Origin of the sequence: cyanobacterium endosymbiont of Rhopalodia gibberula (assembly GCF_003574135.1) — a bacterium.
In the GTDB taxonomy this organism is placed as follows: domain Bacteria; phylum Cyanobacteriota; class Cyanobacteriia; order Cyanobacteriales; family Microcystaceae; genus Rippkaea.
This window is the reverse complement of record NZ_AP018341.1, coordinates 440,001-453,339: the sequence shown is the minus strand read 5'-3', so window position 1 is coordinate 453,339 and position 13,339 is coordinate 440,001. Positions and strand designations below refer to the sequence as shown.

Annotated in this window: 9 protein-coding genes; 7 read left to right on the top strand and 2 right to left on the bottom strand. The window is 36.6% G+C overall.

Annotated elements, in window-relative coordinates; all coding sequences use genetic code 11:
• Positions 1–342 precede the first annotated feature (342 nt).
• Complete coding sequence (locus tag RGRSB_RS01425) at positions 343–1,986, bottom strand: iron uptake porin (protein ID WP_232014546.1); 1,644 nt, start codon at positions 1,984–1,986, stop codon at positions 343–345.
• A 632-nt stretch (positions 1,987–2,618) separates the two neighbouring features.
• Here RGRSB_RS01425 and RGRSB_RS01420 point away from each other — a divergent pair.
• The 3 genes from RGRSB_RS01420 to obgE all read left to right on the top strand — a co-directional run bounded on the left by RGRSB_RS01420 (position 2,619) and on the right by obgE (position 5,102).
• Positions 2,619–3,218 carry a L,D-transpeptidase gene (locus RGRSB_RS01420; RefSeq protein WP_119259515.1) on the top strand — a complete coding sequence of 200 codons (600 nt, stop codon included), beginning with the start codon at positions 2,619–2,621 and terminating at the stop codon, positions 3,216–3,218.
• A 111-nt stretch (positions 3,219–3,329) separates the two neighbouring features.
• The gene (locus RGRSB_RS01415) at positions 3,330–4,028 is read left to right on the top strand and encodes a DUF533 domain-containing protein (protein ID WP_119259514.1); all 699 of its coding nucleotides are present in this window, start codon (positions 3,330–3,332) and stop codon (positions 4,026–4,028) included.
• Between the two features lie 87 nt (positions 4,029–4,115).
• Entirely contained in the window at positions 4,116–5,102 is a 987-nt protein-coding gene (gene obgE, locus RGRSB_RS01410; RefSeq protein ID WP_119259513.1) for a GTPase ObgE, read from the top strand.
• A gap of 27 nt (positions 5,103–5,129) precedes the next feature.
• On the opposite strand, the gene modA is transcribed toward obgE, so the two are convergent.
• Positions 5,130–5,909 carry a molybdate ABC transporter substrate-binding protein gene (modA, locus tag RGRSB_RS01405; RefSeq protein ID WP_119260907.1) on the bottom strand — a complete coding sequence of 260 codons (780 nt, stop codon included), beginning with the start codon at positions 5,907–5,909 and terminating at the stop codon, positions 5,130–5,132.
• A gap of 624 nt (positions 5,910–6,533) precedes the next feature.
• On the opposite strand from modA, the gene RGRSB_RS01400 reads away from it, so the two are divergent.
• The 4 genes from RGRSB_RS01400 to RGRSB_RS01385 all read left to right on the top strand — a co-directional run bounded on the left by RGRSB_RS01400 (position 6,534) and on the right by RGRSB_RS01385 (position 11,252).
• Positions 6,534–7,691, top strand: a complete 1,158-nt coding sequence (locus RGRSB_RS01400) for a Re/Si-specific NAD(P)(+) transhydrogenase subunit alpha (RefSeq protein WP_119260906.1) — start codon at positions 6,534–6,536, stop codon at positions 7,689–7,691.
• A gap of 106 nt (positions 7,692–7,797) precedes the next feature.
• Positions 7,798–8,085: an NAD(P) transhydrogenase subunit alpha part 2 gene (locus tag RGRSB_RS01395; protein ID WP_119259512.1), complete on the top strand. Its 288-nt coding sequence runs from the start codon at positions 7,798–7,800 to the stop codon at positions 8,083–8,085.
• Between the two features lie 6 nt (positions 8,086–8,091).
• A complete protein-coding gene (locus RGRSB_RS01390; RefSeq protein WP_119259511.1) occupies positions 8,092–9,522 on the top strand; it encodes an NAD(P)(+) transhydrogenase (Re/Si-specific) subunit beta in 1,431 nt (476 codons plus the stop codon).
• Positions 9,523–9,860: 338 nt separating this feature from the next.
• Positions 9,861–11,252, top strand: a complete 1,392-nt coding sequence (locus tag RGRSB_RS01385; protein ID WP_119259510.1) for a malic enzyme-like NAD(P)-binding protein — start codon at positions 9,861–9,863, stop codon at positions 11,250–11,252.
• Positions 11,253–13,339: the final 2,087 nt, after the last annotated feature.

The window sequence follows — 13,339 nt, the reverse complement described above, 5'->3', positions numbered from 1 at the left end:
TCAAAAAGTAGAATAATTTTAAATAAAGAGATGGATAAAACTGGAACCAGAGGAAAGAATAAAAACGGCAACTATCCCGGCTTTACCAAACTTAGGACAACAAAAGTTTTTCATGTCTTAAGAAAGCTTAATTTGGTAATAACAATAATGTTAATAACCAGTTAACCGTCAGGAACTCGAATTATCTTAATGATAAGATTTTCAAAATGTCAATAACAATAATTATATAAGATAGGTTCAGTATAATTACTGTTATTGAATGATAATCCAGTTCAGTTTTGATTTTTGTTCAGAGTCCTTTCTTTATAAAAAGAATCTGTATGGGTCAATTATCCACAGTAATTAGAAAGTGAAAGTTGTGCGAATCGTTCCAATAACTAAAGAATCATTACTGTTGTCATAATCAGGGGAAGTAATGATAATTATGCCAGGGGTAATTGAAATGTTATCATTAATCGCATATTCATAGATTGCCTCCACATGAAAAGAACTATCGCGGTCATTATTTCTTAACCCGTTAGGTAAAACGAGATTAGACTTAGAAACCCAAGGTTCCATACCAATAATAATTGCCGCAGTATCTCCTTCAAAAAAAGCATCAGGAAAAGCTAAACTCATCGACCAGTTCCAAATATCTAGATTCCCTCTGCCTATGGGGTCTAAATCTTTCCCTAAATCAATTGCCCCTAAGGTTCTGGTTGTCGTAAAGCCTCCCCAAGCACCTAGGACAAATTGATCAAACATATGCCAACTAAATTCCATTCTATAGGAATTATTAATTGTATCAACAGAGGCTCCAAAATCCTTGAACTCTTCTTCAATAAAGCTTTGGAAATTAGAACGACGACTACCAGTTCCTGAATCAAGATTGTTATATCCATGCAGATAGGTAAACGCCACTTTAAAATTATCATTGGGTTCATAAGCCAATTGTCCCATCACACCATAGGGACCATTAAACATCCCTGCACCCAAGTCAGGACTAGCACCCAAGTCGGCTAAATAACCTCCACTCCATTCAAACACTTCAAAAATCTGCCCTCGGAAACCAACACCGGGCCCTCCGGGCATATAATAGAGGGGATTACGAGTGCCAAATGAAGATAATGCCCCAGAAGCCGCATCCCCATCAAGGAAGTTCACTGTGGGAACAAAGTCATCAAAAGCGCCTCCAACTGGTTCAACAAACATTCGCACATTTTCTGCGAGTGCAAAATCATAGATTATCAGTTGTATAGCTAAATCACTCTCATCAGGTTGTGAAAAGCTTAATTTCCCTTCAAATGTTTCTGTGATGTCAGGATAAGACGGTGCAGTCCCTGTTGTAAAACGGATATAAAGTGAGTCATCCCCGTCAAAAGTGGTATTTAATTTCAGTCGTCCCCGATACCCTAGGTTAGTTACCTTAAAGATGTCTTCAGTACCTTGGTTTTTCTCTCCACTAGTGATCCCCGTTAACCCTACGATTACCTCACCAGTGAGAAGAGTAGTAACGGAAGACTGATGATTTTCAGCATATGCTATTCGTGACTCTAAATTTCTCACTCGTGACCCCAAAGAGCCTGTTTCTGCCTCAAACTCGTACGCTAGACGCTTTAATTTTTCTATATCTTCTCGCAAGACCGCTGTATTGTTCTCTAAAAAGACTTTCATATCCTCGAAACAGGCATTTATCCCACTAGCAAATTCATCACGGGATAGGGTTCTGTTTCCTTTGAAAATGCGATCAGGATATCCACTAACGCAACCATAGCGTTCTACTAACTTCCTTAATGCTTCATAAGCCCATTGGGTGGGAGTAACATCTTGTAACTCTGAAACACTGGTTACTTGTAACTGCTCACGGCGACCAGTGTTATCTAAGAAACCATCACTTAATTGTTGCAGCCTTAAGTTATTTTTAGGCAACTTAGGTAAAGAAAAAACCTGGGGATTAGATGGCTCAGGTAAAGGAGAAGCCTGGGAATTAGATGAAGTTATCATCATTATTCCTAGGAGAATTAGGGGAAATTGGATTATGTTTTGAATCTTTAACATTATTGAAATCAACTCTCACACCGAAATTTTTAGTAATGGCTGTCATTGTACTATGTCTTATCAAAAAAAGTCTATGCTTTATGTCTGTTCAGTCGGATAAACTTTATAGTTTCGTCGTTTATTCTGACCAGAAAATATTAAAAGGAACTCGATTTAGCTAAAGTAAAACCAATGAAAAGCCTTTCGTTTTACGAAAATTAGAGACTGTTTTTGCTAGCTCGGTACCGCCAATGTTTTGGATATGCTTGAATCAGCGACTAGAAAAGCAACAGCTTTAATTAAAATTATGATCGTCGCCTTAAAGTGAACAGACAAAGTTACTAACTAATCATTGACACCATTTCTCCGTTGCTAGTTCTCTCAAAAGTCTACAGAATGAAGAAATTAAGACGGCAGGAATTACCGTAGTTGCTAAACTGCATAATGGACAGATGAGGTGAAGCTGGGAAGATAAAAAAGGAACTATGGAAAAAATAATATTAAATTTAGATTTCATTGTCTGAGATATATTTTAAAATATTGGTGATTAGGTGCGATTTTTATTTAGAAACATTGGAAGTTTACATAGAATTTATAAAACAATGAAGTTTAAACAACTTTTAATACCGTTGATCTTGGCTAGTGGGAGTCTTTTTTTACCTATCTCCCTGATCAATGAGCAGGTCGGTGCAGAGGAAGCGGCTGTACCATCAAAGGCAGAAACTACAAAAACTCCTACCTCTCCCATCGCGCCAGCTATTTTAGAAGAAGTTAGTCCAACGGACAAAACAACTCCGGCAGAAACTAAAGTATTAGCGACGCACTTAGTACTGAAATTAAAGGAGCGTAAGGTTTACGCATACCAAGATGAGCAATTATTGGCCAGTTATCGAGTAGCGATCGGTAAAAAAGGGTGGGAAACTCCACAAGGGGAATTTGAAGTCATTCAAATGATAGAAAACCCAAAATGGGAAAATCCTTGGAATGGAAAAATAAGTGCGCCGGGGCCAAACAGTCCCCTCGGAGAACGTTGGATCGGCTTCTGGACAAACGGAAAGAATTATATTGGGTTTCATGGAACCCCTGGAGAACATTTGATTGGTCAAGCAGTTTCTCACGGTTGTGTTCGTATGAGGAATGCTGATGTAAAAGCTTTATTTAAATTGGTAAATAAAGGAATTCCAGTGATTGTTCAACCATAAGGTGACGTGCAAAGTTAAACTCGTAAGGGAGGGAGATAGAAAAAACTAATTGTTTATCGTGCAATCGACTGTCTCCGTCCCTTACTTAATGTGTTTAGTTAGAATATTATTATGGCTGGCGTTGCTCAATCTTCTTACACTGAAACTCAAATTTCTGCTTGGTTACAAGGTTTACTAACTATTGCCTGGGCCGACGGGCATTATGATCCTGAAGAACAAGATTTAATTTCTCAACTTACTCAAGATCTAGCCTTAGAAGATACAACGGATGTAACTTTTAGAGCGATCACCCCCCAAAAATTGGCCAAAGCATTAGGTCCTGACGAAAATACTGCTGAAAATTTCTTAAGAACCGCCGTTTTAGTGGCAATTGCTGATGGGATTTACTCCCCCTCCGAGGCAAAGTTATTACATCAATTTAGCGATGCTTTAGGACTCAAGATAGAAGCCCTCAAATCCCTAGAACATACCTTGTGCCAAGCTCTCAAAGAACACCCACAAGCACAAGCTGACGGGGCAGCTGTCTCTTTATCAAGTCCTCCTCATCCCCATCCTGATCTCTTACATCCCCTCAAGGATTGGCTTGATGGAATGGATATTAGTGACCCTCGCCTTGCTAGATTTATTTGTAAGATGGTCCCTTCTCAATGTCCCTTTGAACGAGACGTTAAGCTTTTTGGACATAAAATCGTTCACATTCCTGCTTTATGTAAGCTTAACCCTCTCTATGAACAACTAGTCGGGTTGCGTTTTCGTGCTTTATGCTATTTGTCTGATAATTGTAAAGAAGATATTTCAGAGTACGTTTAGAATAAGTAAACAATAAACTCAGGTAGGGGTCGACGGGTGTTGACCCTCAAGAAATACACATTTCGGGACTTAAAACGATAATTTTCTATGCAATTTATTGATCGCGCTGAGATTGAAGTTGAAGCAGGCAAAGGAGGAGATGGTATAGTTGCCTTCCGACGGGAAAAATATGTTCCGGCTGGAGGACCTGCAGGGGGTAATGGGGGATGGGGAGGTTCAGTTATTCTCGTAGCTAATCAAAACCTACAAACTTTACTGGACTTCTCTTATGCACGTCGTTTTAAGGCTGATGATGGGAAACGAGGCGGTCCCAGCAACCGGACAGGAGCCAATGGCAAAGACTGTATCATAGAAGTTCCTTGTGGCACTGTCATCTACGATAGAGAAACTGAAGAAATTTTGGGAGACTTAGTAGAAAAGAGACAAAGCCTCTGCGTAGTGGCTGGAGGTAAGGGTGGATTAGGAAATAAACACTTTCTCAGTAACCAAAATCGCGCCCCCGACTATGCCCTAGATGGACTGCCAGGGGAACATCGCTGGTTACGTCTTGAACTAAAATTACTAGCCGAAGTGGGGATTATCGGCTTACCTAACGCAGGGAAATCTACCTTAATGGCTGCATTGTCGGCAGCCCGTCCTAAAATTGCAGACTATCCTTTTACTACTTTGGTTCCCAATTTAGGAGTGGTGCGTAAACCCACAGGAGATGGGACAGTATTTGCAGATATTCCAGGGTTAATTGAAGGTGCTCATGAAGGAATCGGGTTGGGACATGAATTTCTGCGTCATATTGAACGAACTCGTCTGTTATTGCATTTAGTAGATGTAACTTCTACCAATCCGATCGCTGATTATAAGATTATTCAAGAGGAATTAAACGCTTATGGTAGAGGGTTAAGCAATCGTCCCCAGATTATTGCTCTTAACAAAATAGATGCAGTAGATGAAGAAACTATTCAAACCGTTAAAACAGAATTGAAAAATCTTAATTCATCCCCAATTATCACTATTTCTGCAGTAACGCGAACAAGATTAGAGGAACTTCTCCAAATTGTTTGGCAAACCTTAGAATAGGAGAAGGTTTATCGATTTATACTTGCCCTAATTTTTCACTAAGCTAAATCCATAATTTTTAAAAAGATCTTTTGCTCTCTCACTAAAAAGAAATTCTGTAAACTTTTTAGCTTCTTCTGGATGTTTACTTTGTTTCATAACAGAAATAGGATAAATAATTGGAGAATGATAATTTTCAGGAGCTATATCTACTATTTTAACTTTGTCAGAAACTCTGACATCAGTTTTATAGACTAATCCTGCATCAACATTACCTGTTTCCACATAAAATAAAATCTGACGGGTATTTTTCCCAAAAACTAACTTAGAATCAATTTTTTTGTATAGTTCCAAAAAACTTAAAACTTCTTTTCCATACTGTCCAGCAGGAACACTTGCGGGGTCTCCTAAAGCAATTTTTTTAAACTCAGCTCTATTTAAGCTTTCGAAAGTTACATTATTGTCTATCTCTTTAAGAACAATTAAAACAACTCTATTTTTTAGTAAATTCCGTCTAGTTTCTGTTAACAGCAGCTTTTTTCTTTGCAAGGCATTCATTTGTTTAGGAGCTGCAGAAAGAAAAATATCAGTTGGCGCCCCCTGTTCAATTTGTTGCTGCAACGAACCAGAAGAACCAAAATTATAGTTAACATAAACATTTGGGTTTTCCTTTCGATAAAGTACTTGAATATCCTTCATTACATCTTGAACACTAGATGCAACTGAGATAGTTAAATTGATTTTTTGTTGTTTTTTAGATAAGTTATAATTTGTACAAGCCGTCGTCAAAATTGCTAAGTTAAAAGCTATAAATCTTCTCCTATTTATAATCATAATTTATTTTATAAACTCCTAAGATAATTAGCTTGAAAAGTTATTTATTGCAGAATAAATGAACTTATTAATTAATATTTATTCCTGAAAATTATCTAGTCAAGCAACTTTTGACTACGCAGACACGCAATTTTACTTTTTATGAATAATTAAGTAACCTTGTCGCCAGACTTGATGATAACATGTTTTACTCAAAAGAATAACTTTTAAATCATTAATTTATACTTATTTTATTACGATTGAATAACAAAAACTTTAGCTTTTATTGAAAGAAATTAAATTGAGGAGTTTGTGGATATTAAATTTAATGACAGATTTCTTTTCTTAGTAAGACAATAAGAAAAATTTTATCGACTTAAATTTATAATTTATAGTTATATACATTTACATAGACTAAAATATATGGTACAAGACTAGGATCAAAGTTTATTTAAAACTCAATCAAAGTATGGTTAATTACATTAACGGGAAAACACTAATAAAGTTTTGCTAAGCTTTATTAAGCAAACATTTTCAAAAACGAAGAAGGGTTTAAGGTTTGCTCTTAACCAAGAAATAACCCTCAAAATACTAGCAATGCCCTTTTTAACCGATAACAGTATAGAAGGAAGGTTAAGCATGATCAAAATTGCTGTTCCAAAGGAAAGTGAAATAGGAGAATTGCGAGTAGCTCTAGTTCCCGATACCGTCGCCCGTTTCATCAGATTAGGATTTGAGGTGTTGGTTCAATCAGGAGCAGGACTCGGAGGTCATTTTACCGATGCTGAATACACGGCAGCTGGAGCACAGGTCATCAGTTCTCCAGAACAACTGTGGGGAGAAGCCGATATCCTCCTCAAAGTTGCTCCTCCAGGGGAACAGCATGGAAAAATGGAAATGGATTGGCTTAAATCAGGAGCTAAGATAATCAGTTTCCTTGACCCCCTGGGAAACCCAGAAAAAATTCAGGAATTGGCACAGCGTCAAATCACTGCTTTTAGCATGGAGTTAATCCCTCGTACTAGTCGCGCTCAAAGTATGGATGCTCTTTCATCTCAAGCCAATATTGCCGGTTATAAATCTGTTCTAATCGCTTCAGCTTCTCTTCCCCGACTGTTTCCCATGATGACAACAGCGGCTGGAACTATTCCTCCTGCCAAAGTTTTAGTAATTGGGGCAGGAGTTGCCGGATTACAAGCAATCGCCACTGCGCGTCGTTTAGGAGCTGTAGTAGAAGCGTTCGATATTCGTCCCACCGTCAAAGAGGAAGTACAGAGTGTTGGGGCTAAATTTGTGGAAATTCCTATACAGGAAAATACTACCACCACAGGGGGTTATGCCAAAGAAGTTACCCAGAATACCCAAGAACTTATTCGTCAGGTATTAACTGAGCATGTTAAAAAGTCCGATGTAGTGATCACAACTGCTCAAGTTCAAGGAAAACGAGCTCCTGTTATCGTTTCGGAGGAAATGGTCGCAGAAATGAAAGTCGGCTCGGTGATTGTCGATATTGCAGCTGATCGTGGAGGTAACTGCGCCTGTACTGAACCTGGAAAAAATATTTGTTACAACGGGGTTCATGTGATTGGCCCTTTGAACTTACCATCCAGTCTTCCCGTTAATGCAAGTCAAGTTTATGCAAAAAACCTCTTAACATTGGTGAAATACCTGGTTAAAGATGGAGTAATGCAGCTTAATTTCGACGATGACATAATCGATGGAGCTTGTGTTACCCACGAAGGACAATTACGCCATCCCAAAGTTAAAGAGGCTCTACTCCGTTTGGTGAAAGCCTAAGGCTAGCCTATCGGGAAAGAAAAAGGCAACAGTTTTAACAGATAAAGTTTAGAGTTCTTTATCTCAATATCGTAATCCTGAATTCTGCTTAGGAGTGAAATTATTTATGACAACTGGACTGTTGGTTGGTTTAGTGGTATTTGTTTTAGCCTCATTTGTGGGGTTTGAGGTAATTAATAAAGTTCCCCCCACTCTGCATACTCCTCTAATGTCAGGGGCTAATGCAATTTCAGGTATTGCAGTTGTTGGGGCTTTATTAATTGCTGGACCTAAAGAGTGGAGTTTTACCGTTATTTTGGGTTTAATCGCCGTTTGCCTCGCTATCATTAACGTTGTGGGTGGTTTTTTAGTGACTGACCGTATGTTGCAGATGTTTAAAAAGAAGGGAGCATAGATAGCTGTGAACGATACCACCTTATGTAAGGATATCCTATCAGGATTAACTACTGGCATTGAATTGACCTATTTAACCGCCGCGGCCCTTTTTATTATGGGGTTAAAACAATTAGGCTCTCCCGCAACTGCCCGTCAGGGTAACATTATTGCTTCATTCGGAATGTTGCTAGCTATTGTTGCCACCATGATTAATCAGTCAGTAGTTAACTATCAAATGATTTTAATTAGTGCGGTAATTGGTTCCCTTATCGGGGGGATTACTGCCCAAAAAGTTGCTATGACAGCTATGCCCCAAATGGTAGGTATTTTCAACGGGTTGGGTGGAGCAGCCAGTGCCTTAATTGCGGTTGGAGAATTTTGGCGGTTATTAGAAGTTGGAGATACTATCCCCGTTGATGCGACTATCGTGGCAATTTTAGGGGTTTTTATTGGCGGTATTACCCTAACCGGAAGTTTACTAGCTTTTGGGAAATTACAAGGGTTAGTCAGGGGTTCTCCTATTACTTTTCCCTTACAACAGGCATTTAATGTTCTGCTATTTCTTAGCTTTATTGTCGGTAGTTTTTATCTCTTTTTAGATCCGACCAACATCTTTATTTTCTTGGGATTGGTCTTTGTTTCACTCATCTTTGGGGTATTATTTGTCCTTCCCATTGGAGGTGGTGATATGCCCGTGGTTATCTCCCTTTTGAACTCCTTCTCTGGGTTAGCTGCTAGTGCTGCGGGGTTTATTTTAATGAACAATATGCTCATCATTGCAGGGGCGTTAGTAGGAGCATCAGGAATTATTTTAACGGAAATCATGTGTAAAGCTATGAACCGTTCCCTTTTAAGCGTTTTATTTGGCGCATTTGGTGGTTCAACCACCGCTACTGATGGAAGTTCTGGGGAAATAGCTGATAAGACTATTCACTCCATTGATCCTGAGGAAGGAGCAATGATGTTAGGATACGCCCGTTCCGTAGTAATTGTTCCTGGTTATGGAATGGCAGTAGCGCAAGCACAACATACTGTGCGCGAATTAGCTAATCAACTTGAAAAAATGGGTGTAGAAGTCAAATATGCTATTCATCCTGTTGCTGGAAGAATGCCTGGTCATATGAACGTGCTGTTAGCTGAAGCAAATGTCCCTTACAATCAACTTTATGATATGGAAGACATCAACCCTGAATTTAATACTACTGATGTTGCCTTGGTGATTGGGGCCAATGATGTTGTTAATCCTGCTGCAAAAAGCGATCAGGATAGCCCCATTTTTGGAATGCCTATCCTCGAAGTAGACAAAGCTCATCATACTATCGTCATTAAGCGGGGTCTTAGCACTGGGTTTGCTGGGGTAGATAATCAACTTTTCTACGAAGATAAAACCATGATGCTTTTTGGCAACGCGCAAGATATGCTATCCCAGTTAGTTTCTCAGGTTAAGCAACTCTAAACTGTTTTTGTTTATCGGTGAACAGTTGTTTCTTTTTAAGATTGGGACTGTTCACTGTATTTCATAAAAAAAGAAATAGCTAATAGAGAACGATGAATAAGTTGAGGATAAATCTTCAGCAGCAATTCAATTAGGTGTAACGTAAATAATTTTCTATGTTTCTCCAAATTACCAGCTAACTATATTCTTCTTGAAAGAAGAGATCGTCTTATCGACTTAAAATCTATGATCGTTGTCTTGACATAAAAGAATGGCATAATTTTGCCCCAAATCATATTTAGTATACTGAACTCTTTAGCTCTTTCCTCATAACTCGTAACCTCTAACCTCTTCTAAACATGGCAAATCTCAATCCCAATTCAAGTTATAGTCTCTCCTTAACTATTGAACTTCCCAACATAGTGGGAACTCTTTCTAACGTTACCCAGGCAATAGCCGGAGCAGGAGGAAGTTTTGGACAGATTTCTTTAATTGAACATACTCGTGCAATTACCCAAAGGGAAATTACGGTGGATGCTTCGAGTGAAGGACATGCCGAGAAGATTGTAGCAGCAGTTCGAGAAATTCCTAACGTTAAAATTCTCAAAATCTCTGATCGCACCTTTGATCTCCACAGCAAGGGGAAAATTATGGTCACCAGTCGTATTTCTATAAAATCTAAAGCTGAGTTGTCCATGGCTTATACTCCAGGGGTTGGACGTATCTGTAACGCTATTTACCGCGATCACTCTCAAGTGTTTAACCTGACTATTAAGCAAAATACCGTGGCAGTTGTTACTGATGGGAGTGCAGTCCTAGGATTAGGAAATTTAGGTCCAGAAGCTGCCCTCCCCGTTATGGAAGGAAAAGCCCTGTTATTTAAAGAATTTGCTGATATTGATGCCTTTCCCATCTGTTTAGCTACCCAGGACACTGAAGAAATTATTGAAACTGTCAAACGCATTACTCCAGTGTTTGGAGGGATAAACTTAGAAGATATTGCTGCCCCTCGTTGTTTTGAAATTGAACGGCGACTGCGACAGGAATTAGATATTCCAGTCTTCCATGATGATCAACATGGAACGGCCATTGTCAGTCTAGCAGCATTAATTAATGCCCTAAAACTAGTCCAGAAATCCCTAGAAACGGTACGAATTGTGATTAATGGGGCAGGAGCTGCAGGGATAGCAATCGCGGCTTTGTTACGCACTGCCGGAGCTACTACTATTTGGTTATGTGATTCTAAAGGACTTGTCTCCCATTCCCGCACTGATTTAAACTCTCAGAAAAAAGAATTTGCAGTTGATGTCAGTGGTTCTTTAGTAGATGCAATGCAGGGGGCTGATGTGTTCTTGGGCGTGAGTGCACCAGGGGTAGTGACACTAGAAATGGTAAAATCCATGGCTAGTAAACCAATTGTGTTCGCCATGGCAAACCCCATCCCAGAAATTCAACCGGAATTAATGAGTGATGATGTAGCAGTTGTAGCTACTGGACGTAGTGATTATCCTAATCAAATTAATAATGTCTTAGCCTTTCCCGGAATCTTTCGTGGAGCCTTAGATTGTCACGCTAAAACTATCACTGAGCATATGTATTTAGAAGCAGCTAAAGCTATCGCATCTTTGGTGAATATTAGTCAACTTGATCCAGAATATATTATCCCTTCGGTGTTTGATAAAAGAGTTTATAAAGCAGTTGCAGAAGCAGTTTGTCGTGCAGCACGTCAAGATGGGGTGGCTTCTGAATAATTATCTAAAAATGTAGGGGACGATTGAAATATTTTATTTCCTCTATAACTCAGGATGGTCTTTCTTGATTTTGGTTGTTATGGTTATAGAATTACCAAACAGCTTAGTCAGAATTTATAAGTCAAGAAGGCAATGGAAATTAAATATTCTAAAAATATCTACAAATTCTATGTAATTTTTTCAAAAAATATGCAAGTTTTTATAAAAAATTTGGAACAAAATATATTGATAGACTTGAATAACAAAGATCTTATTGTTTGACAAATAAATATATAAAAGTAGGAAATCAAAATCTCTATAATCAAATATTAATCTATAAAGAGAGGCAAAAAAATAAACTGTATTATTCTTAGTTATTCTTTTTCGTACTACTAGTACTACTAGATTTCTTGGAAGTTGTTACACTGAGAACGATGAATAACTTTTTGAGAAATACATACATATATATTTACCTTAACTAAAGTTCGACAATTATTTATTGTAAAAATTTTAAGTTTGTCCGTAAGTGTTCTTGTCGTTAAAATAAATATATATAAAATATTTAATACCCAATAAGTTGATACCTCAATTATCAATAAATAGAGGAATTTATATTTTTATTTTTTAAATCTAAGTGGCATCACAACTACATTAAAACTAACGGTATTCAACTCTGGTTATTCAAGGAGAGAAAAATTTGATATTAATGTTGTCTAGTTGTAGAGATTATCTGAATTTTGGTATGCTTGACAGCATCAAATAACAGTCTTTTAAAAAATCATTGAGTAGTTTTTCTTTACTTATAAGAAGTCAATAAAACTGGCAAAATTGATTACTTTAATTTTATACAATATTTTTAATAATTATTAGTTTTTAAACAGTTAACAAAAAGTCAGTATATTTTTCTGTGATCAATCAAGTATTTATTTTAGATGGCAATTTATGAATTTTTATTCTTTACAATAGACATATAAATATATAAATAAACTACCTCTTAAACAGATGCATCTACTGCAGTAATTAATCATTATAGAAATGTCTTTAGGTAAGGATTGAATCAAGGAACTTTTTGGGAAAAATCAGACATCTTCTCCTTAATAATTTTGGAAGAGAATAATATCACTTTATAGAAAACCTTACTTACAGAACCGAGTAACCTGTTATAGATATAATCATTAAATATATTTCTAATTATAGTTATTAGATACAACAAAAATATTTATAATTAATTATATTAGTAAATATCTATTATTTTAGGTATAAATAGTCTCTTATCTTCTCCTATAAGAGACTATTTATACATGAGTTAAACGAGACTTAAAAACACAGTTTATCAAAATCTTAATTCAAAAAAGATAAGATTGATAATTATCTAAAACAGTAACTACTAACAATCAATGCGAAAATGATTATTTGAACTCAGTAGGATACAATGTAAACTTATATTTTGAAGATAAACAGTTATAAACACTTCCATTTCTATTAGATTCAATTTTATATATATAATAAAGTTGATCGTTAACTGTTTCAATTAAAGAGCGCTTATAAGGTAAAATAATACCAGTCAATTTTACTCATTTTTTTTATCTTATGTTGAAGATAAGTAATTAATTAAAGTCGTTATTGATAAAGTTTTAAAAAAAATTATTGAGCAATACATACTTGATTTTCGAATAATTTGCAAATTAAATTGTTCCTTAATTTAGAAACGGATTGATGATTGTCTGTGTCGCTTGGAGTTAACTTAGAAATACTTCAAAACCAGTAATTAACTGTGATTGTTTACAATTAAATGCAGTTTAAATTTCTGATACTAGACTAAAAGATTTTGGTCTTATCCAACTAGACATTTAAAAGCTCCATGTGCTCCACACTAGTCTCATGATAGATTTCTATCTAAGAAAAATGGATTAAATTAATTACTGTAATTTCTCCTTTATAAGCCTCTAATAGAACAGAATCTTAAAACTATTGTCTAGAGCATATGCTCCATTTATTTAAATAGCAATATTTTATTTTTTAAAATTACTTGTATTCATCTTGATTAACTGAGTTTTTTATCAATGAATATCAGCTTTATTTTAAAATTTATAGTTCGAAAATTTACT